This is a genomic window from Burkholderia humptydooensis, assembly GCF_001513745.1.
In the GTDB taxonomy this organism is placed as follows: Bacteria; Pseudomonadota; Gammaproteobacteria; order Burkholderiales; family Burkholderiaceae; genus Burkholderia; species Burkholderia humptydooensis.
On record NZ_CP013382.1, the window covers coordinates 980,066 to 1,001,056 of the forward strand.

Sequence of the window (20,991 nt, forward strand, 5' to 3'; positions counted from 1 at the left end):
CCGGCGCTCAGTGCGCCGCCTCGGCGACGGCCGGCGCTTTCGCGCGGGCCTTCGCGACTTCGTCCGCGCTGATTCGGCCGCCCGGATTGTTCCAGTTGTTCAGCACGTAGGTCAGCACGTTCGCGACTTCGTCGTCGGTCAGTTGCGCCATCGGCGGCATCGCCGAATCGTAGTCGCGGCCGTTGACCGTCACCTTGCCGTTCAGGCCGTGCAGCAGGATGCCGACCGCGCGCTTCGGATTCGCGGCGAGGAAGTCGGAGCCGGCGAGCGGCGGGAACACGCCCGGCAAGCCGCTGCCGGCGCTTTGATGGCACACCGCGCAGGTGCTCGCGAACACCGCGCCGCCCGCTTTCACCTGCGCCGGCAGCGACCGCGGCGCGGCGCTCGCGGCGGCGCCCGTCTTCACGAGCGAGGCGCCGCCCTTTGCGTCGGCCTTCGCGTCGGCCTTCGCGCCGGCCGCGGCGACGGGCGATCCGGTCGGGCCCGATCCCGCCGCGGCGGTGACGCTGTCGCCGCTATACGGCGCGTCGAGCTCCTTGCCCGAATAGATCGCCTTGTCGTCCGGGCCGTCGACCTTCAGGATCGCGAGCGCGCCCTTGTTGAACGCGCGGAAGATCGAGTGATCGACGAACGTGTAGTTGCCCGGCACGCGCGTGTGGAATTCGATCGTCGCCGCGCCGCCCGCCGGAATCAGCGTCGTCTGCACGTCGTTCTGCGTGACGCTCGAGCCGTCCGCGCGCACCTTGTCGAACACCGCGCCGATCACGTGAAAGCTCGACACGAGATTCGGCCCGCCGTTGCCGACGAACAGGCGCACCGTCTCGTCGGTGCGCGCGCGCATCGCCTTGTCGCCCGTCAGCGCGCCTTCGGCGCCGTTGAAGACGACGTAGGTCGGGCGCTCGTCGATCGCCTTGTCCATGTCGAACGACTGCAGCCCCTTCTCGCGATACTTGCCGTTCGTGTAGAAATCGCCCTGCATCACGTAATACTCGTGGTCGACCTTCGCCAGTCCTTCGGGCGGCTCGACGAGAATCAGGCCGTACATCCCGTTCGCGACGTGCATGCCGACGGGCGCGGTCGCGCAGTGATAGACGAAGAGTCCTTCGTTGAGCGCCTTGAAGGTGAAGCGCGATTCGTGGCCAGGCGCGGTGAAGCTCGACGTCGCGCCGCCGCCCGGGCCCGTCACCGCGTGCAGGTCGATGTTGTGCGGCATTTTGCTGTCCGGACGATTCTTGAGATGGAACTCGACCGTGTCGCCTTGCCGCACCCGGATGAAGTTGCCGGGCACCGCGCCGCCGAAGGTCCAGAACGTGTAGTTCACGCCGTCGGCGATCGGCATCACTTTCTCGACCACTTCGAGATCGACGATGACCTTCGCCGGATAGCGGCGCGTGATGGGCGGCGGCACGTTCGGCGGGCTCACGAGCGTCGCGTGAATCGGCTCGCCCTGCGGCGGGCCGAAATCGCCGGGCACCTTGCCCGTGGTGGTGGCCGCCTGCGCGCTCGTCGCGACCATCGCGCCGAGCAGGACGGACAGGAGCGTGGCGCGCAGTTGGCCACGGATCGATTGCAGGTCTTTCATGATCAGCCCCTCGCTGGCTTCGTTTCCTCCAAGCTATCGATCGCGGGGTGGTCGAGTATTGATACGCAGCAAGTGCATCTTTAAGGGTGCGGCTAAGTCGGGAAATTACTTAATCCAGATGAATTCCGGGCGGCGGGGCTGCGCCCGCTTGCCGCAAGTCGTGCGGGGTGCGAACGGTTCGCGCGCTATGCGCGAACCGTTCGCCGTCTGCGTGGGGAGGCGCCGTCATGCGCGGCGCGATTGCGGATAAAAAGTGGCCGACCGGTCACGGTCGGCCAAAAAGGTTCCGGCTTTATCCGAGGGCCATTGCCAGAACCCGAGAAACGGCCGGCGGCGCGAACCGCCGGCAAGCCGCGCGCGATGCCCGCAACGGGCGCCGGCGCGGCGAAACATTGCGGCTGCGGCACGTCAGCGCGCCTGCAGCTTGTCCGCGAGCGAGCGAAAGCCCGCCGCGAACACGTGCTCGCTGATCGACGCGGCAACCGGCTGCAGCTCGACGCCTTCCGTCGTGAAGTTCGCCCACCACTGCGCGAACGTCTTGCCCGAATCGGTGACGGGGACGAGCTGCACGCCCGCGACATAGTTGCGCACCGGCATCGTCGATTCGACGATCGAGTATTCGAGCGCGTGATTCGGCTCGTCGAGCTTCAGCAGCTTCTCGCGCACGTAGCCGTCTGCAAGCGTGAGGTAGCGGATCGCGCCGACCGTGTAGGCGTCCGGGCCCGGCTCGAGGCGGCTCTCGACGATCGCCGGATGAAACGCGGCGAGGCCGTCGAAATCGCGCAAGAACGCCCAGACGCGCTCGATCGGCGCATCGATGACACTGCTGGCGAAGGAGGTGTAGCTCATGTCGTTCGGTTCCTCGTGGAGGCGCGCGCGTCGCGCGCGGGCGTCATGACGCGATGCGCCTGTCGATCTCCTTGAAGCGGCGCGTCATGTCGGTCAACGCGGTTTCGGCCGGCAGCCGCTCCATCGAGCTCGCGCCGTAGAAACCGTGGCACTGCGGACACGCGCGCAGGATGTATGCGGCGTCCTCGGGCGAAGCGATCGGCCCGCCGTGGCAGAGCACGATCACGTCGTCGCGCACCGATCTTGCCGCATCCGCCCAACTGCGCACGAGCGGCGCGCAATCGGCGAGCGTGCGCGCGGTGTTCGCGCCGATCGTGCCGCCCGTCGTGAGGCCCAGATGCGCGACGACGATGTCCGCGCCCGCCTCGGTCATCGCGATCGCGTCGGCCTCGCTGAACACGTACGGCGTCGTCAGCAGGCCCTTGCGGTGCGCGAGTCGGATCATGTCGACTTCGAGCGCGTAGCCCATGCCGGTTTCCTCGAGATTCGCGCGGAAATTGCCGTCGATGAGGCCGACGGTCGGGAAGTTCTGCACGCCTGAAAATCCGAGCCGCGCCAGCTCGTCGAGGAATGCGTCGAAGTTGCAGAACGGATCGGTGCCGTTCACGCCGGCGAGCACGGGCGTCGACTTGACGACGGGCAGCACCTCGCGCGCCATGTCGACGACGATCTCGTTCGCGTTGCCGTACGCGAGCAGCCCCGCGAGCGAGCCGCGCCCGGCCATCCGGTAGCGGCCCGAGTTGTAGATCACGATGAGGTCGATGCCGCCCGCTTCCTCGCATTTCGCGGACAGGCCCGTCCCCGCGCCGCCGCCGACGATCGGCTCGCCGCGCGCGATGGTCGCGCGCAGTTTTTCGAGGATGTCGGCGCGTGAAAGTCTCTTCATCTTCAATTCCGGTGTGCTGCGTAAAGCGACAAGAAGTGTTCGACGGCGATGTCGGCGAACTGCGGATCGTTGATGTGCGCGGGCACGCGCACGAGGCGGCGGTTCTCCGTCTGCACGACGGTGGCTTCGAGCGCGGCGTGGAGCGCCGCGTCGGCTTCCGGGTTCCAGAACGCCTGGCCTGGCGCGTCGAGCGCCGAGACGCCGCCCTCGGGAATCAGGAAATGCACGGGGCCGTCGCACGCGTTGAGCTTCGCGCCGATCCATTCGCCGATCCGGCGATTCTCGTCGGGCGTCGTGCGCATCAGCGTGACCTGCGGGTTGTGCTTGTAAAGCAGCCGCTGCGCGTAGCGGGGCGGCACCGTGTCGATGTGGCCGAAGTTCACCATGTCGAGCGCGCCGCACGAGCCGACGTACGGCACCTTGCTGCGCGCGATCGCGTCGAAACGATCTTCGCCGCACGCGAGCACGCCGCCCATCAGCAGGTCGCAGACTTCGGTGGTGGTGAGATCGAGCACGCCGTCGAGCAGGCCGCTGTCGGCGAGCTTTTCCATCGCGGGGCCGCCTTTGCCGGTCGCATGGAACACGATGCAGTCGAAGCGCGCGTCGAGCCGCGACGTGACCGCCTGGATGCACGGCGTCGTCACGCCGAACATCGTGAGGCCGAGCGCGGGCTTCAGGTCGGCGGGCAGCGGCCGCATGTCGCGCACCGCGCCCGCGATCATGTGCGCGCCGTTCGCGAGCACCTGGCGCGAGATCCGGTTCAGGCCGGCGATGTCCGCCACCGAATAGAGCATCGCGATGTCCGACGAGCCGATGTACGCGGACACGTCGCCCGACGCCATCGTCGAGATCATCAGCTTCGGCACGCCGATCGGCAGCGCCTGCATCGCCGGCGTGACGAGCGCCGTGCCGCCGGAGCCGCCGAGGCCGATCAGCGCGGCGACGTCGTCGCGGCTCCTGATGTAGTGTTCGAACGCAACCGCCATCGCGGCGATCGCGCGGCCGCGGTCGCCGCAGAACACGGCGGCCGCGCCGTCGGGGTGGTGCGCGGCGACGGCGTCCGCGCCGATGTCGGCCGCGAGCCCCGGCGCGCGGGTCGACAGGTCGACCACGACCGCCGAGAGCCCCGCGTCGGCGATCCGGTCCTTGACGAAATGCGCTTCCGCGCCCTTTGTATCAACGGTTGCCGCAACGTAGATCTGTTTACGGTGGGGTACCATTTGGTCTCCTTCGCCGATCGTTCGTTTGTCGCACGATGTACCGCGATTCGATTCCGCGATAACTTTAACACAGATGAGACGGCCGTCTCAGCGGTCGTCCTCACACAACACATGCCAACTCCCGTATCCGCACCGGAAACGCTGTCCGAAACGCGCGCGCAGACCCGCGAGCTGTTGCTGCAGACCGCGCTGTCGATGCTCGAACAAGGCTGGTTTCCGTCGATCACCGAGCTCGCGAACGCATCCGGCGTGTCGCGCGCCACCGCTTACCGCTATTTCCCGTCGCAGGCGGCGCTCGTCAGCACCGTCGTCGACGAGAGCCTCGGGCCGGTGCTGCAATGGCAGCCGACGTCGACGTCGGTCGAGGCGCGCGTGAACGAACTGCTCGACTTCGCGTATCCGCGCATGGAGCAGCATGAGGGCGCGTTGCGCGCCGCACTGCAGGTCGCGCTGCATCAGTGGGCGAACGAGCGTGCGCGGCGCGCGCAGGACGAGCCGAAGTACCGGCGCGGCAATCGCCGGCGGCTGCTCACGCTTGCCGTCGAGCCGATGGTGCAGGCGGGCGTCAATCCGGCGGCGGCCGCGCGGCTCGCGCAGGCACTGTCGTTGCTTTACGGCACCGAGGCGATGGTCGTGCTGAAGGATATCTGGGGGCTCGACTTCCGGCAGTTCATGAACGTTATCAAATGGATGAGCTCGGCGCTCGTGCGGGCGACGCTCGCGCAAGCGAGCGGTGCGGCGGCGGGAGCCGCGGGCGCGGTGGCGGATGCGGTGGCGAGCGGCGCCGGCGCGGCGGCAGGGGCGGGAAGCGCGGAGAGCGCGCAAGCCGCGCGCGATGCCGGCGCGACGGCAGACGCTTCGCCGCAAGGCGGCGGCCGCGCCTCTTCGGGCAGCACATCTTCGGGCAGCACATCTCCGGGGGGAGCCGCCACCGTGCAGGGCGGCACCGGCTCCGCGGGCGGCGCGGATCAGAACCGCGACGCCTCCGGCGCAAACATCGAGGGTCGCACGCTCACATCGCCCGCTTCCGACGATGACAAGCGCGATGCCTGAATAGTCGGCTCGGCCGGCGGCGCATGCGCCGCTGCGAGCTACGCCGCGGCGGTGCGGGGCGCGTGTCCGATCACGCTCCGGAGCGAAGCGACGGGACGGCGCCGAGCCGACGCCGATTCCGTAAGCGCTCACGCCGGGCGGTCCGGCCAGTCGAGCATCGTATAAGGCAGCGCGCGCTTGTGGCGCGTCGCGTCGTAGAACCGAAGCACCGTCTTGGCGACCGCGTCGTCGGCCGGCTTGCCTTCGAGAAAATCGTCGATCTGCTCGCACGTGAGCCCGCACGCGTGCTCGTCAGGTAGTTGCGGACGCAACGTTTCCAGATCGGCGGTCGGCGTCTTCATCACGAGCGGCTCGTCGGCGCCCAGCGTGCGCGCGAGTTCGCGCACGCGGCGCTTCGTCAGGCCCGTGAGCGGCAGCACGTCCGCGCCGCCGTCGCCGAATTTCGTGAAGAAGCCCATCACCGGTTCCGCCGCGTGATCGGTGCCGATCACGACGCCGCGCCGCGCGCCCGCAACCGCGTATTGCGCGATCATCCGCTCGCGCGCCTTGATGTTGCCGAGCACGAAGTCCTGATGTGCGTGGTCGAGATACGCGAGGCCGCCTGCCGCAAGCGTGGCGAGCATCGCGTCGGCGGCCGGTTCGGCCGTCGATCTGGCGGCCGGTCGCGGTTGCCGGTTGTGGGCGCGAGTCGCGGGCGTCAGTTGCGGCCGTCGACTGGGGGCGTCTCAGTTGCGGCGCGCGAGCGTGACGCCAGCGAGCGCGACCGCGAAGCCGGCGATCTGCAGCGGCACGAGCGTTTCGCCGAAGAGCGCGTAGCCCTGCAGCGCGGCGAGGGGCGGCGCGAGGAACAGCAGCGACGTCGCGCGCGCCGCTTCGCCCCGGCGCAGCATCGCCATCAGCAGCATCACCGCGACGCCGGACAGCATCCCGATGCCCCATGCGAGCGAGAGCCACAGCGCGGGCGCGCCGTGCCAGCGGGTTTCGCCGAGCGCGACGGCCGCCGCGCCGGCGACCATCGCCGCGCCGAGATTCTGCAGCGCGACCGCGGTGCGCAAGTCCGCTTGCGCGAGCGAGGTCTTCTGATAGAGCGAGCCGGCCGTGATCGATCCGACCGCGGCGAGCGCGATCGCGACGACGGCCCACGCGGGCGCGCCGCCTGCCGCCGCCGGCGCGGCGCCGAGCTTCGGCGCGAGCACGAGCGCGACGCCCGCGACGCCGAGCGCCATGCCGAGCCAGCCGCGTGCGGTGAGCCGCTCGCCGAAGAGCGGCGCGGCGAGCGCGGCGGTCGCGAGCGGCTGCAGCGCGCCGAGCAGCGCCATCACGCCGGCGTTGAGCCCTTGCGCGACGGCCCAGTAGCTCGCGCTCAGATAGACGCCTTGCAGTAGCGCGCCCGCGAACAGATGGCGGCCCCATTCGCGCCGCGCGGGCCACGGCGCGCGCGTGGCGAGCGCGATGCACGCATAGAGGAGCGCGGTGCCCGAGAAGCGCGCGAGCAGATACAGGCTCGGATCGGCATACGGCTTGATCGCGCGCGCGACGATGAAGCCCGTGGACCACAGCGCGACGAACGCGGCGGCGGTGGCGGCGGAAGCGAAAGCTGGCATGCGAAACGGGCCGGACGACGCCGGCATGACGACGAAGCGGCCGAGTATCGCGCGCCGGCGCGCCGCCGTCTTGTCGAAATCTGCACTGCGGGCGGCTTGGGCCGAACGCGGTTCAGTTCAGTCGAGCGAGAACGTGTCGAGCGGCTGGTTCGCGCTGGGTTCGGTCGCGAAGCGCGCGCTCAATTGCCGGTGCAGCCGGCGCGCCTCTTCGAGCGTGAGATCGATCCAGTACGGGTCTCCTGCCGCGTCGTTGAGCCGCTCCGGAGGAAACTGGATTTCGAGAACAGCGCCTTTGCGATACATCGGTTCACCTCTGTCGGTTGGTTGGGGCGAGCGGCGAGTTTAGCAATGCGCGGCGAAGCCGATTGCCGCACGGGGCGAAACACTGAATTGCTTGCAGGTTGCAGGTTGCAGGCGAAGGCCGGCCGGGCAGGGCAGCCGGCGCGAAGCGCCCGCGCCGTACTACAATAGCCCGCCATTCGCCATCCACGCTCCGACCCGCGGCCCGGCCGCGCCGCGCGCCATGCTTGCAGAACAACGTCATCGCTACATCCTGACCGAACTCGGCCGTGCGGGCGCGTTGTCGGTCGCGCAGCTCGTGAACGCGCTCAACGTGTCGCGCGAGACGATCCGCCGCGATCTGAACGCGCTCGCCGCGCGCGGCCTCGTGATCACGACGCATGGCGGCGCGCTCGCGGCCGACCGGCAGGAGCCGAGCGTGTCCGAGCGCGACGCGTCGCACGCGGAGGCGAAACGCGCGATCGGCCGGCGCGCGGCCGAGTTCGTGCCCGACGGCGCGTCGGTGCTGCTCGACTCGGGCAGCACGGTCCACGCGGTCGCGCTCGCGCTCGTCGACCGCCATCGGCTGACCGTCTACACGAACGACTGGCGGATCGCCGGCGTGCTCGGCCGCCGCAACGGCAACCGCATGACGCTGCTCGGCGGCGAGCTGTCCGACGACGAGGACGCGACGTTCGGCCTCGACACGATCCAGCAGCTCGCGCAATACCACGTCGATTTCGCGTTCGTCGGCGCGGGCGGGATCACGCCGGACGGCACGCTGACCGACTACTCGCGCGTCGTCGCCGAGGTGCGCGGGCGAATGCTCGCGGCGGCGGCCGCGCCGATCGTCGTCGCCGACCACTCGAAGTTCGGACGCGTGACGCCCGTGCGGATCAACGGCTCGGACGCAGCCCGCTTTCTCGTGACCGAGCGCGCGCCGGACAAGACGATGCGGCGGGCGCTGACGTCGCGGGGGCTCGAGCTCGTCGTCTGCGGATGAGCGCCGGTTCGCCGGCCGGGTGCGGCGAGCGTGCGATGCGCAAGATGTTCCGGCGTACCAGGCACTCTATTTTCCTGAAACCGGCAGGGTAGCGCGATGCGGCGCGGCGGGCGGCCGCGCCGAAGCCTGCGCGACACGGAAACTTCATCCGGATGTCACACGCGCGGCAAGCTCGCGTTGAACACTCGACGCTTTCACTTTGGAAGGCGATGAGCCGAGGAGGGCGGCGATGTCCGTCAGCGTGCGCAGCTATCTTTCCCCGACGTTGGTCCTGCTGGCCTTCGACTGGCCCGACGCGCAGCGGCGCGACGATTTTCTCGGCTTCGCGATCAAGCGCACGCCCGGCTTCTGGTCGGCGGACGGCAAGACCCGCGCCGCGACGAGCTGGCTGCCGAACCGGCTGACCTTCGACGGCCCCGCGGCCCACACGCAGGGCGATGCGCCGACCGACCAGGCGCCGATCCAGAAATTCATGTGGTGGGACGCACGGATCGATCCGCCCGATCGCGGTCAGACGTTTCGCTACGACGTCTATCCGGTCGTCGGCACGCCCGCGTCGCTGCAGGTGCTCGAAGCCGACGCGGGCGTGTGCGCGATCACGCTGCCCGCGCACGTCGAGGGCGGTGTCGGCACGTGGTTCAACCGCGCGGTGGTGAGCTCGCAGGCGTTCGCGAAGCAGGCCCGCGCGCTGCATCTGGCCGACGGCGCCGCACCGTCGCCCGACGCGGCGCTGCGCCTGCGCACGTGGCTCGCGAACGATCTGCAGGAGACCTTCGGGCTGATGCTCGGCGCCGACGCGCGGCGTGCGGCATCGGCCGTCTATCACCTGACCGATCCGCTGTGGGCGATTCCCGCATTCGACGCGTTCGGCCGCGCGCACGGCGCGGATGCGCTCGCGATCGTCTACGACGCGCACGAGACGAAGCGCGGCTCGGGCGAGCCGCCGCTGCCGTCGCCGAACCAGCCGGCCGTCGAGCAACTGACGGGCGTCGCGATGCTCGCGCCGCGCGACAAGACGCGGATCATGCACGACAAGTTCATCGTCGCGGGCGACGAGACCGGGCCCGCGCGCGTGCTGACCGGCTCGGCGAACTTCACGACCGAGGGCATCACCGAGCAGGCGAACGTGCTGCACACGTTCGAATCGGCGGCGCTCGCCGAGCTGTACAACGCCCGGGCGCGCGCGCTCGCGTCGAATCCGGGCATCGCCGAGACCGCGCGTCTCGCGCCCGGCTGGACGGAGCCGGTCGAGGTCGGCTCGGCGCGCGTGCGCGTGTCGTTTTCGCCGGAGCCGCGCGGCGTGCGCACGCAGATCGATACGATCGTCGACGCGGTTCGCGGCGCGCAGCATTCGGTCGCGTTTTGCCTGTTCATGCCGACCGACGCCGCGCTGCGCGACGCGTGCTTCGCGGCGGGCGACCGCGGGCTGATGATGTTCGGGCTCGTCAACGCGATCAGCGCGCGCGGCGCGCAGCAGGCGGATGCGGATCAGCGCGACGGCAAGACGCTCGACGCCGCGCGTCTCGCGAACCTGGAGCTGTATCACCGCAGCCGCTCGAATCGCGACGTGATCGACGCCGCCTACTTCTCGCCCGCGACGGTGCCCGACGGCTTCGAGCCGGAGCTGCGGCTCTTTCCGGGCGAGGCGCCGCCGCCGTATCCGCCCGTGGTCGTTCACCACAAGTTCATCGTGATCGATGCGGAAGGCGCGAACCCGATCGTCTACAGCGGCTCGGCGAACATGAGCGCGAACTCCGAGCACTACAACGACGAGAACCTGCTCGAGATTCGCGATGCGCGCGTCGCGGGGATCTATCTCGCGGAATTCCTGCGGCTTTACGAGCACTATCGTGCGCGCGCGCTGGCGATCGCTTCGCGTCGCGGCAACGGCTCGAGCGCCGGGGCGGCGGGTGCGCGCGGCGGCCTCGCGCTGCAGCCCGATTCGCGATGGGCGAAGAAGTATTTCGTCGACGGAAGCCCGGAAGAGAAGGCGCGGATCGCGCTTGCGGCGCCGGTGGCGGCGCGTTGACGGAATCGGGCGCCGGCGTCGGCATTTGCGTGCGCGTCGTGCCGCATCGTCGATGTGCGGCCTGCGGCCCGATTCGCGGTCGCGGTCCGGGAACGAACCGCATGACGATCGCCTCGCTCGGCGGCGCGCCGGCGCCGGCGGACGATCGGCCGGCGATCAGCGGGCAACGTAGCGCAACACGGTATCGGCGATCATCGCGCGATGCCGCGCACGCAGCCGCGGCGACGACGGATCGCGGCCGAACGCGGTGCCGAACGTATAGCGGTTCGCGACGCGATGAAAGCAGAACGAGCTGATGAGCAGATGCAGATCGAACGGGTCGACGTCGTCGCGGAACACGCCGCTTTCGACGCCGCGCGCGAGCAGTTCCTCGAGCGTCTTGATGATGCTGACGTTGCGGTTCTTGAACGACTTCAGTTGCTCGATGTATTTCGCGCCGTGAATGTTCTCGATCGTCACGAGGCGCACGAAATCGCGATGCTTGTCGTGATAGTCGAACGTGAATTCGACGAGCCGGCGCAGCCCTTCGCGCGGCTCCAGCTCGCCGACGTTCAGTTCGAGCTCGAGCGTGCGGATGTCGCCGTAGACCTTCTCCAGCACCGCTTCGTACAGCCCTTCCTTGCTGTCGAAGTAGTAATAGAGCATCCGCTTCGTCGTGTTCGTGCGTTCGGCGATCGCATCGACGCGCGCGCCCGACAGCCCCATCGCCGAGAACTCCTGCGTGGCGACGTCGAGGATGTTGCGCTTCGTCTGCTCGGGGTCGTATTTGCGGCGCGCCTCGTCTCGCCTCGCTTCGGCATCGGGCGCTGCGGCCTTGCTTCCTTGTTTCATTTTGGTGTGATCGGACGGCGGTGATCGGACGGCGGCATGGTCGGCGCATTCTAGCACGCACCCCAAGCGGCTTTCGCCCGACTCCTGGCTCTAAAAGACGGGTTTGCCGGAGCGTGCGCAGCGGCGCGCGGCGAGCGCGTCGCGGGCCTCGCACGCGCTGTACGTGAGCTGCGCAGCGGCGAGCCCCGCGAGGCCGAACGTGCGCACGAGGCCGAACCTCGCGAAGCCGTCGGGCACGGGGCGCCCTTCGGCGAGCGCCGCCGCGAGCACTTCGCCCGCGACTGTCGTCGGCGCCATGCCGTGGCCGCCGAAGCCGACCGCGTGCCAGACGCCGTCCGCGTCCCGGCCGATCTGCGGCATCTTGTGGCGTGCGTAGCTCATGAGCCCGCCCCACGCGAACTGCACGGCGACGTCGCACAATTGCGGATACACGCGCAGCAGATCGCGCCTGAGCAGCCGCGCGATGGCTTGCGGCCCGCGTTCGAGCACGGAGATGCGGCCGCCCCACAGAATCCGGGTGTCGGCGAGCGGCCGGTAGTAGTCGAACGCGAAGCGGGTGTCGTAGACGGCCGATTCGCATGCGATCGCATCGGCGAGCCGCGCGCCGAGCGGCTCGGTCGCGATCACGTAGGTCGCGATCGGCAGCACCGCGCGCTCGATGCGCGGATACACGCCGCGCGCGTAGCCGCCGCCCGCAAACACGACACGACGCGCGCGCACCGCGCCGCCGTCGGTCGCGACGACGAAGCCCGCGCCGTCGCGGCGGATCGCGCGCGCGGCCGAATGCTCGTGAATCCGCGCGCCGCCTCGCGCGGCCGCCGCCGCGATACCGAGCACGTACTTCAGCGGATGGAAGTGGAACGCGTTGCGTTCGAAGAGGCCGCCGTGATAGCGCTCGGTCTTCAGTCGCGTGCGCAGCTCGCGATCGTCGAGCGGTTCCCAGTCGACGCCGAACGCCTCCTTCATCAGCTCGCGCGGCGCGCAAAGACGCGCCGGATCGTCGAACCAGTTCGCGAGGATCACGCCGCCGTCCACTAGCTCGCAGTCGATGCCGTAGTGCGCGGCGCGCGCGCGGATCAGGCCGACCGCGTCGATCGTCAGGCGATAGAGCGCGCGGGCGGACGCGGGGCCGAGCGTGCGCAGCAAGTCCGCGTTGTCGAGGCTGTAGCCGCCGAACACGAAGCCGCCGTTGCGGCCCGATGCGCCGAAGCCGACCGTTTGCGCGTCGAGCACCGCGATGTCGCGCACGCCGCGCTCGACGAGCCCGAGGGCCGTCGACAGGCCCGCCAGGCCGCCGCCGACGATGCACACGTCGACGTCGATGCGTTCGGCGAGCGCGGGGTAGGGCGTGCGCGTCACCGTGGCTTCGTAGTAGTTCTGCATGCGGTTGTCGTTCGGGCCGTTCGTGGCCGGTTAAGAGCGAATGATCCCACTATCGTATCGGTTGTCTTGCGCGCGATGAAGCAGCGTCTGCACGGATGGACGCAGGCGCATCGGACGCCTTCCGCCGCCGAAGCGCGGATCGTCCCTGCGTCAATCGATGCCGGCGCGAGTCACGGCCGGCGGCGGATCGGAGCCGCGGGCATCGGCGGCGGCATCGCCCGTCGCGGGCGCCGCACGTTCGGCCGCGCCGTCGGCGCCGGGAGCGCCGCCATCGCGCATCGGCGCCGCACCGGGCCGCTTCGCCTGCTCGCGCTCGAGCCGGTGATAGTGATCGAGCCGTCTCGCGTCGATCAGCGCGACGTACGCCGCGCCGTTCTTCGTGATGATCTTCTCGCCGCCGCCCCGCGCGTCGTCCGCCAGCTCGGAAAAGCGGGCGCGCGCGATGGACAGCGGCACGATGTCGACGATGCGAATGGTCATGATCGGTCTCGCGTGGCCGGCCTGCCGCCGGCCGATGAACGAATGAGCAGGAGGGTCGCGTCAGCTTATCGGCCGCGCCGGCGCGACGGAACCCAGCCATTCGGCCAACGCGACGAACGGCTCGCTGCCGGCGGCGGCGTCCGGCGCGACGAGGTAGTAGCCGGCGTCGCTCGGCAGCCGCCAGTCGAGCGGCGCGCAAAGGCGCCCCGACGCGAGTTCGTCGGCGACGAGCAGCTCCGGCATCAGCGCGACGCCCATGCCCGCGTGCGCGGCCGCCGTCAGCATCGTGAACAGCTCGTAGCGCGGCCCGCGCACCGCGCGCAGATCGTTGTCGATGCCGTGCGCGCGAAACCAGTCGCGCCACGCGTCCGCACGCGTCGACAGGTGCAGCAGCGGCAAGTCGAGCAGCGCGTCGCGCGTGATCCGCCGCCCGTTCGCGTTCAGCAGCGCCGGACTGCAGACGGGCAGCATGTCGCCTTCGAGGAACAGCAGCCGCCCTTGCGTGCCGGGCCACAGCGCATGGCCGAAGTAGATCGCGGCGTCGAACGTCGAATCGCTGAACAGGAACGGCTCGGTGCGCACCGACAGGTTCACCGTGATGTCGGGCCGCAGCGCGCGGAATTGCGGCAGGCGCGGAATCAGCCATTGGCTCGCGAACGTCGGCACGACCGCGAGCTCGAGCGTCGCGCCGATTCCGCGCTGCGCCATCAGCTCGAGCGTGTCGCGCTCGATGCGCTCGAGGTTGCGCCGCACGAGCGCCGCGTAGTGGCGGCCGTGCGGCGTCAGCACCACCCGCTTCTTGATCCGCAGGAACAACGCAACGCCGAGCCGCGCCTCGAGCGACGTGATCTGGCGGCTGACCGCGCTTTGCGTGAGCGCCAGCTCGTCGGCCGCGCGGGTGAAGCTTTCGTGGCGGGCCGCCGCTTCGAAGACCTGCAGCGCCGCGAGGTTCGGAATGCCTTTTCGCATCGGCTGTCGAGCGACCGGAAAATCGCGAGTTGGTGAATTTCAGGAATGATCTGGTGAGTTTATATCAATTGCCGGGCGGATTTCGCGCACCGAAAATCGACCCCGGACATTTCAGGCGCGCCGCCTCGCCGCTCGATAAGTGCCGCGCCCGCCGCCGCAACGACGCAAACCCACGGAACAACCCGATGAACCCGAATCTCGCCGCCTTGCTCGCCACCGTTTCCGATCAGCCGACCCTCGACGAGTTGATGCGGTTCATGCATGTTCCGACGTGCTTCGAGCGCTGCGAGCCGGGTGTCGTCACGCGCGCCGAGCTCGCGCAGGCGCTGAACATGGCGCTGTTCGCGGATCTGCTCGAACGGGTGCCGACGGGCCGCGCCTATACGCGCGACGTCGCGCTCGGCGGCGGCTGCGTGACCTTCGATCACGGCGCGCTGCGCACCGTGCGCTGGCCGTCGTGCGGCGCGCTGCCGCCCGGCGAGGCGGCGTTCACGCGAATCCTGCGCCCGCTCGGCTATCGGCTGAACGGCACGTATCCGCTCGAGCGCCTCAGGATGACGGGCCGCTCTTACGCGCATCTCGACGCGCCGCACCAGATCGCGCAATTCTTCGTGAGCGAGGTCCATCCTGAGCGCTTCAGCGCTGCGTTCCAGGCGGCCGCGACGAACGTGCTCGGCACCTCGGCCGATCCGCTGACGCCGCAGGCCGCCGCGACGCTCGCCGAGCTCGAGCGCGACGCATCGCTGCCGCTCGCCGACGCATGCGCGCTCCTGCCCGTGCTCGTGCGCTGCTTCGGCCGTCAGCATGCGAGCCCGGCGCTCGCCGACTACGAAACGCTGCTCGCCGAATCGGCGGAGATGGCGTGGATCGCGACCGAAGGCAACGCGTTCAACCACGTGACCGACCGGGTGCCCGACGTCGATGCGCTCGCCGCCGCGCAACGCGCGCTCGGGCGGCCGATCAAGCCGGCCGTCGAGGTGTCGCGCTCGGGCCGCGTGCGGCAGACCGCGTTCCGCGCGGACCCGGTCGTGCGCGCGTTCGTCGACGCGTCGGGCGCGCTCGTCGAGCGCGAGGTGCCGGGCTCGTTCTACGAATTCATCACGCGCGACACGGTCGCCGATGCGGAGACGGGCCGCCGCGCGCTCGATCTGAGCTTCGACGCGGGCAACGCAACCGGCATCTTCAAGATGACGGCCGCCGCCTGATCCGCCCGGCGTCCGATCCGCCTTTCGCCTGACTTCTCCCGCACCGGAGCCGCCATGACGCTCGCCGCCGCCGCTGTCGACTATCCGTTCGCCGCGCCGTTCGCCGATCCGCAGGGCTCGCCGATCCGCGAGCTGTTCAAGCACGTCGGCAAGCCGGGGATGATCTCGTTCGCGGGCGGCTATCCGTCCGCCGAGCTGTTCGACCGCGAAGGCATCGCGGCGGCGTTCGCCGACGCGACCCGCGACGATCCGGTGGCCTGCCTGCAATACGGCGACACCGCGGGCCAGCCCGGCCTGCGCGCCGCGCTCGCCGACTGGATGACGCGCGCGCGCGGCGTGGCGTGCGACGCCGCGCAGGTGCTCGTCACGACGGGCTCGCAGCAGGGCTTCGATTTGCTCGTGCGCGCGCTGATCGAGCCGGGCGACGTCGCGCTCGTCGAGGCGCCCGCGTATCCGGCCGCGCTGCAGGCGCTGCGGCTCGCGGGCGCGAGGCTCGTGCCGGTGCGCACCGATGCCGACGGCGTCGATCCGGACGCGCTCGCCGCGCAGCTCGCCGCGTGGCCCGCGGCCGAGCGCCGCCCGAAGCTGCTGTACACGGTGCCGACGTTCGCGAACCCGACGGGCGCGACGCTGCCGCCGGCGCGCCGCGCGCGGCTCGCGGCGCTCGCGGCCGACGCGCGGTTCGTGCTCGTCGAGGACGATCCTTACGCGGACCTGCGTTTTTCCGGCGAGCCGGTGAAGCCCGTGCTCGCGCACGACGGCGCATCGGACTGGACGGTCTATCTCGGCAGCCTGTCGAAGATCGTCGCGCCGGGCCTGCGGATCGGCTGGGCGGTCGCGCCCGCCGCGATCCTGCGGCGGATGACCGTGGCGAAGCAGACGAGCGATTTGTGCACCGCACCGATCGCGCAGGAGGCGATCCGCCGCTATCTGGAAAGTGGCCGGCTCGCCGCGCATTTGCGCACGATCGCGCAGACTTACGGCAGCCGCTGCCGCGCGCTCGTCGGCGCGCTCGCGCAATTCGTGCCGGACGAGGTCGAATGGCGCGAGCCGTCGGGCGGCATGTTCGTGTGGGCGCGCTTGAGCGGCGGCCGCGACGCGGCCGAGGTGCTCAGGCGCGCGCTCGAGCACAATGTGATGTACGTGCCCGGCGCGGCGTTCTACGCGCGCGACGCGGATGCGGGCAGCCTGCGGCTGTCGTTCGCCGCGCCGGGCGAAGCGGAGATCTTTGAGGGCGTGCGCCGGTTGCGCGCGGCGCTCGCGGCGCGCCGTTAGGACCAGGCCGAATGGCCAGTGCGCTTGCATGCGGCGCGCGAACGCGGTCCAATCGATTCATTCGCGGCGGCGACGCCGCACCGATCAACCCGATTCTGTTCTGAAGAGGAAGCGATGCAATTCAACGACATTCTCGCCGCGCTCGACGTCGATCTGTCCCGCTGGCAAGGCAGTGCGCTGACCGCCCGGTCGCCCGTCGACGGCGCGACGCTCGCGACGCTCGCCGCCGACAGCCCGGCGGACGCCGGGCGCAAGATCGACGCCGCGCATCAAGCGTTCCTCAAGTGGCGCACGGTGCCCGCGCCCGTGCGCGGCGAGCTCGTGCGCGTGTTCGGCAACGTGCTGCGCGAGCACAAGGCGGCGCTCGGCCGGCTCGTCACGCTCGAGGCGGGCAAGATCGCATCCGAGGGCCTGGGCGAAGTGCAGGAGATGATCGACATCTGCGATTTCGCGGTCGGTCTGTCGCGGCAGCTTTATGGCCTGACGATCGCCTCCGAGCGCCCCGGCCACCGGATGATGGAGACCTGGCATCCGCTCGGCGTGTGCGGCGTGATCTCCGCGTTCAACTTCCCGGTTGCCGTATGGTCATGGAATGCGGCGCTCGCGTTCGTGTGCGGCGATCCGGTCGTCTGGAAGCCGTCCGAGAAGACGCCGCTCACCGCGATCGCGTGCCACGCGCTGTTCGCGAAGGCGGTGCGCGAATTCGACAGGACCCATCCGGGCGTCGTGCCGGAGGGGCTGCACCAGCTCGTGCTCGGCGGCCGCGACGTCGGCGAGGCGCTTTGCGCTTCGCCGAAGGTGCCGCTCGTGTCAGCGACGGGCAGCGTGCGGATGGGCATCGAGGTCGCGCAGGTGCTGAGCCGCCGGCTCGCGCGCAGCATTCTCGAGCTCGGCGGCAACAACGGGATGATCGTCGCGCCGAGCGCGGATCTCGATCTCGTCGTGCGCGCGGTCACGTTCGCCGCGGTCGGCACGGCGGGCCAGCGCTGCACGACGCTGCGCCGGCTGATCGTGCATCGCGGCGTCGCCGATCAATTGCTGCCGCGCCTCGAGAAGGCGTTCGCATCGGTGAAGGTCGGCGATCCGCTCGAAGCGGGCACGCTCGTCGGCCCGCTGATCGATCGCGCGTCGTTCGACGCGATGCAAAAGGCGCTCGCCGATGCGCGCGAGCAGGGCGGCGAAGTCAAGGGCGGCGAGCGCGTCGAGGTTGGTCATGCGCACGCGTACTATGTGCGCCCCGCGCTCGTACGGATGCCGAAGCAGACGGCCGTCGTCACGCGCGAGACGTTCGCGCCGATTCTGTACGTGCTCGTCTACGACGATTTCGAAGACGCGCTCGCGATCCACAACGGCGTGCCGCAAGGGCTGTCGTCGGCGATCTTCACGAACGACGTGCGCGAGGCCGAGCAGTTCATGTCGGCGGCGGGCAGCGATTGCGGGATCGTGAACGTGAACATTGGCACGAGCGGCGCGGAGATCGGCGGCGCGTTCGGCGGCGAGAAGGAGACGGGCGGCGGCCGCGAGTCGGGCTCCGACGCGTGGAAGAGCTACATGCGCCGCGCGACGAACACGATCAACTACAGCCGCGAATTGCCGCTTGCGCAGGGCGTGAAGTTCGACGTGTAAGCGGCGCGCCGGCGCGCGGGTCCATCGTGTGCGAGAGGCGCTCGCCGTCGAAGTCGGCCCAATGCCGGTAATCGCCGGACGTTGCGACAGCCGCGTCGACGAGATCGATCGCGCCCATCGCGCCGCGCCGGTCGTAGTCGGGCGCTTCGAGCGCGATCGCCCACGGCGAGCCGTCCGGCTTGCGCCCGCGCGCGCAGCTCGCTGTCGATGCCGACGAGCCACGCGTCGATCGCGCGGCATGGCGACGGCAAAGCGTCGCGGATGTCCGATGCGCGGCGGGCGTCGATCATGTCCGGCGTGTCCGGCATGTTCTCGGCGGGGCCGGGCTCGAGCGTTTGACGAAGCCGTTCGAACGCGGCGCGACGACGGCGAAGGGCAGCGGCCTCGGGCGTGCGATCGTCGACGCGATCGCGAAGGGCGCGGGCGCGTCGTTCGCGCTGCGCTCGCCGGCGCCGTGCGAGGCGGACGGGGTTCAGGCGGTGGTCGAGGGGCTCGCGCTCGGCGACGATCGTGCGACGCGCCCGTGAGCGTGCAACCCGCCTGGCGAGGCGCGCTTCCCGGTTGCCGTTCGCGCTGGGCGCGAAGTTCGGCGGGCAAGCGGCGGGCGCGGCCGGCCGGAAGAGCGCACAGGCGGTTCGCTTGCGCACCGCCCGAAAAAAGCTCGGGAACCATTCCGAGCCCTTTTTCCTGTCGCGATTCCGGCGCCGCGCCCGATCGGATCGTCGGCGTTCGCGGCTGCCCGCGTCAGCTCGCCATGTGCGTTCGGCGAGCGCTTGCCGGGATCGGGGCCCGATGCGGGGCCCGATTCGCGGCGCGATAACGGGCGCCGACGGCGTGCCGCATTTCGTCGAGGCCGGCGCGCGGCGTCAGAACCAGCCGGATATCCATCCCGCGATGCCTTTGAACGTACTCTTGATGCTGTCCCACGCATTGCTGAGCCACGCGACGACATCCTTTACGACGCCCACGATGAAGCTCGTAATCTTGTCGAAAAGTTCGCTGAAGAAATTGCCGATCTTGTCCATCAGGGCGACGATCGGGTGCTGAAGTTCCGGGTGTTCCAGTCCGATTTTGATCGCCGTGTCGAAAATCTTGTCGATTCTCGCGTTGGAATCCTCCTTTGCCTTTTTCCTCTGTTCTTCCATCTTCTTCTTGAATTCTTCGACGGAAGCGGGAGACGCTCCTGAACTCTTCAGCGCCTCGGTTGCGCCGACGATGCCGGTCTCGATTCCGCTCGCTTCCTCCTGTCCGGACGATTGCGCGTCGATTTGCAGCCCTTTCAGCAAGTCGTTGTCCTGCGCTGAAAGCTTCGCGGAAGACGCCTGCGCGGCGGTGAAATAAGAGGCGAGCTGCTGCGAGGCGGCATAGCGGCGGGGCGATGCCTGATCAAGAGACGACTTGTAATGCGTGCGCATTTCCTCCAGAACGTCGGTAAATTGGCTCATTTTGTGGCTCCTCGGAAAAGCACGGATTGAATTTGAAAGCGAGAGCCGTGCCGATTATCTCTCGACTAAAGAGTAGGATTTATTCGTCGGTGAATACCTACCATTTTTGTTAGTTTGAAATTTTCAGGGGCGGGTATTTTGTGAGGCCGGCTGCTTACGCGCCGTTCCGCGCGGCCGTCGACCCCCGCACGATCAACTCCCCCGGCAGCACCAGCGTGCGCGCGGACATCGCCGGATCGGCGAGCCGCTGCGTAAGCAGTTGCATCGCGTTCTTGCCGATCTCGTAGACGGGCTGCGCGATCACCGTCACGCCAGGCGTGACGAGCTCCGTCCATGCGTCGTTGTCGAAGCCCGCGAGCGCGACGTCGTCCGGCACGCGCGCACCGCGCTCGCGCAGCGCACGATACGCGCCGAGCAGCAGCAGGCCGTTGCTCGCGACGATCGCGTCGGGCCGCGCGGCCGCGTCGCCCGACAGCCACGCATGCACGCGCGCGTGCGCCGCCTGCGGATGCGGATCGACGAATTCCGCGTCGACGGGCAGCGCGTGGCGGCGCAGCGCGTCGACGAACGCCGCGTGCCGTTCGCGGCCCGTCGTGCTCGCGTTGCCGAACAGCCCCGCGACGCGCCGGTAGCCGCGCCCGACCAGATGCTCGGCAAGCCGCGCCGCCGCGTCGCGGTTGTCGAGCGTGACCGCGTCGGCCGCGCCCGCCGGCCCCGCGCGGTCGATCATCACGACCGGGAACGCGTGCGCGCGCGCGTCGAATTGCCGCGCGGCGTCGTACGTCGGCGAATAGATGACGCCAGTCACGCGCTCGCTTTCCATCAGCCGCAGGTACATCGCTTCCTTTTCCGGGTTCTCGTCGGTGTTGCAGAGGATCACGCGCATGCCTTGCGCGTATGCGGCGTCCTCGACCGCGCGACTTACCTCGGTGAAGAACGGGTTGCGCACGTCGGACACGATGAGGCCGATCGTCGCGGTTTCGCCCGAGCGCAGCCGGCGCGCGGCCGCGTTCGGCCGGTAGTCGAGCCGCTCGATCACTTCGAGCACGCGGCGGCGCACGGTGTCGCGCACCGGGCCGTTGTTCGACAGCACGCGCGAAACCGTCGTGACCGACACACCCGCCGCTTCCGCGACATCCTTGATTCGTAGCGCCATGACGACTGAAATCGATTTCTTTCCGGGATCGGTATTTACCCTGAATCTGGGCGACGGAAGCAACCCCCGGCGCAAGCGCCGGGGCCGCCCGCAGACAGGCCGTTTGCCTATTCTAT

Annotated in this window: 18 protein-coding genes and 3 pseudogenes; 7 read left to right on the plus strand and 14 right to left on the minus strand. The window is 69.6% G+C overall.

All coding sequences use genetic code 11. The annotated features are described in order from the left end of the window. Positions 1–7 precede the first annotated feature (7 nt). The 4 genes from nirK to AQ610_RS23410 form a co-directional block, all read right to left on the minus strand. Positions 8–1,582 (minus strand): copper-containing nitrite reductase, encoded by a 1,575-nt coding sequence (gene nirK, locus AQ610_RS23395; protein ID WP_006028856.1) that lies wholly within the window; start codon positions 1,580–1,582, stop codon positions 8–10. Positions 1,583–1,990: 408 nt separating this feature from the next. Next, complete coding sequence (locus AQ610_RS23400; protein WP_006028855.1) at positions 1,991–2,431, minus strand: SRPBCC family protein; 441 nt, start codon at positions 2,429–2,431, stop codon at positions 1,991–1,993. Positions 2,432–2,474: 43 nt separating this feature from the next. Then, positions 2,475–3,317 carry a phosphoenolpyruvate hydrolase family protein gene (locus tag AQ610_RS23405; RefSeq protein ID WP_015603318.1) on the minus strand — a complete coding sequence of 281 codons (843 nt, stop codon included), beginning with the start codon at positions 3,315–3,317 and terminating at the stop codon, positions 2,475–2,477. Between the two features lie 2 nt (positions 3,318–3,319). Then, the gene (locus AQ610_RS23410; RefSeq protein ID WP_006028853.1) at positions 3,320–4,537 is read right to left on the minus strand and encodes a Tm-1-like ATP-binding domain-containing protein; all 1,218 of its coding nucleotides are present in this window, start codon (positions 4,535–4,537) and stop codon (positions 3,320–3,322) included. A 111-nt stretch (positions 4,538–4,648) separates the two neighbouring features. On the opposite strand from AQ610_RS23410, the gene AQ610_RS23415 reads away from it, so the two are divergent. After that, on the plus strand, positions 4,649–5,590 hold the full coding sequence (locus tag AQ610_RS23415; protein ID WP_006028852.1) for a TetR/AcrR family transcriptional regulator: 942 nt from the start codon (positions 4,649–4,651) through the stop codon (positions 5,588–5,590). Positions 5,591–5,718: 128 nt separating this feature from the next. On the opposite strand, the pseudogene nadE reads toward AQ610_RS23415, so the two are convergent. The 3 genes and pseudogenes from nadE to AQ610_RS23430 all read right to left on the minus strand — a co-directional run. After that, positions 5,719–6,231 (minus strand): annotated as a pseudogene (nadE, locus tag AQ610_RS23420) (NAD(+) synthase); the annotation flags it as partial. 84 nt (positions 6,232–6,315) lie between these two features. Then, positions 6,316–7,221, minus strand: a complete 906-nt coding sequence (locus AQ610_RS23425; protein WP_006028850.1) for a DMT family transporter — start codon at positions 7,219–7,221, stop codon at positions 6,316–6,318. 90 nt (positions 7,222–7,311) lie between these two features. Continuing rightward, on the minus strand, positions 7,312–7,497 hold the full coding sequence (locus AQ610_RS23430; RefSeq protein ID WP_006028849.1) for a hypothetical protein: 186 nt from the start codon (positions 7,495–7,497) through the stop codon (positions 7,312–7,314). Between the two features lie 220 nt (positions 7,498–7,717). On the opposite strand from AQ610_RS23430, the gene AQ610_RS23435 reads away from it, so the two are divergent. Then, a complete protein-coding gene (locus AQ610_RS23435; RefSeq protein ID WP_006028848.1) occupies positions 7,718–8,476 on the plus strand; it encodes a DeoR/GlpR family DNA-binding transcription regulator in 759 nt (252 codons plus the stop codon). 229 nt (positions 8,477–8,705) lie between these two features. Then, positions 8,706–10,505: a phospholipase D-like domain-containing protein gene (locus AQ610_RS23440; protein ID WP_009915356.1), complete on the plus strand. Its 1,800-nt coding sequence runs from the start codon at positions 8,706–8,708 to the stop codon at positions 10,503–10,505. 156 nt (positions 10,506–10,661) lie between these two features. Here the strand turns inward: AQ610_RS23440 and AQ610_RS23445 are convergent, their stop codons facing one another. The 4 genes from AQ610_RS23445 to AQ610_RS23460 form a co-directional block, all read right to left on the minus strand. After that, on the minus strand, positions 10,662–11,336 hold the full coding sequence (locus AQ610_RS23445) for a TetR/AcrR family transcriptional regulator (protein WP_006028846.1): 675 nt from the start codon (positions 11,334–11,336) through the stop codon (positions 10,662–10,664). Positions 11,337–11,426: 90 nt separating this feature from the next. Beyond that, positions 11,427–12,719, minus strand: coding sequence for an NAD(P)/FAD-dependent oxidoreductase (locus tag AQ610_RS23450; RefSeq protein ID WP_006028845.1), 1,293 nt, complete (start codon positions 12,717–12,719; stop codon positions 11,427–11,429). Positions 12,720–12,869: 150 nt separating this feature from the next. Further along, the gene (locus AQ610_RS23455) at positions 12,870–13,199 is read right to left on the minus strand and encodes a type II toxin-antitoxin system Phd/YefM family antitoxin (RefSeq protein ID WP_006028844.1); all 330 of its coding nucleotides are present in this window, start codon (positions 13,197–13,199) and stop codon (positions 12,870–12,872) included. A gap of 60 nt (positions 13,200–13,259) precedes the next feature. Continuing rightward, entirely contained in the window at positions 13,260–14,168 is a 909-nt protein-coding gene (locus AQ610_RS23460; protein ID WP_006028843.1) for a LysR substrate-binding domain-containing protein, read from the minus strand. 185 nt (positions 14,169–14,353) lie between these two features. On the opposite strand from AQ610_RS23460, the gene AQ610_RS23465 reads away from it, so the two are divergent. The 3 genes from AQ610_RS23465 to amaB all read left to right on the plus strand — a co-directional run bounded on the left by AQ610_RS23465 (position 14,354) and on the right by amaB (position 18,274). Continuing rightward, complete coding sequence (locus AQ610_RS23465) at positions 14,354–15,373, plus strand: DUF1338 domain-containing protein (RefSeq protein WP_009915355.1); 1,020 nt, start codon at positions 14,354–14,356, stop codon at positions 15,371–15,373. 54 nt (positions 15,374–15,427) lie between these two features. Continuing rightward, positions 15,428–16,648 carry an aminotransferase-like domain-containing protein gene (locus AQ610_RS23470; protein ID WP_006028841.1) on the plus strand — a complete coding sequence of 407 codons (1,221 nt, stop codon included), beginning with the start codon at positions 15,428–15,430 and terminating at the stop codon, positions 16,646–16,648. A gap of 114 nt (positions 16,649–16,762) precedes the next feature. Next, the gene (gene amaB, locus AQ610_RS23475) at positions 16,763–18,274 is read left to right on the plus strand and encodes an L-piperidine-6-carboxylate dehydrogenase (protein ID WP_009915351.1); all 1,512 of its coding nucleotides are present in this window, start codon (positions 16,763–16,765) and stop codon (positions 18,272–18,274) included. Here amaB and AQ610_RS34660 read toward each other — a convergent pair. Beyond that, a pseudogene (locus AQ610_RS34660) lies at positions 18,273–18,498 on the minus strand (FAD:protein FMN transferase); the annotation flags it as partial. The gene amaB and the pseudogene AQ610_RS34660 sit on opposite strands and share 2 nt — an antisense overlap. Positions 18,499–18,546: 48 nt before the next feature. Between AQ610_RS34660 and AQ610_RS23480 the strand changes: the two are divergent. Next, positions 18,547–18,801, plus strand: a pseudogene (locus tag AQ610_RS23480) (two-component sensor histidine kinase); the annotation flags it as partial. 339 nt (positions 18,802–19,140) lie between these two features. Here the strand turns inward: AQ610_RS23480 and AQ610_RS23485 are convergent. Further along, positions 19,141–19,719 carry a hypothetical protein gene (locus tag AQ610_RS23485; protein WP_009915346.1) on the minus strand — a complete coding sequence of 193 codons (579 nt, stop codon included), beginning with the start codon at positions 19,717–19,719 and terminating at the stop codon, positions 19,141–19,143. A 154-nt stretch (positions 19,720–19,873) separates the two neighbouring features. Beyond that, the gene (locus tag AQ610_RS23490) at positions 19,874–20,875 is read right to left on the minus strand and encodes a LacI family DNA-binding transcriptional regulator (RefSeq protein ID WP_006028837.1); all 1,002 of its coding nucleotides are present in this window, start codon (positions 20,873–20,875) and stop codon (positions 19,874–19,876) included. Positions 20,876–20,991 lie beyond the last annotated feature (116 nt).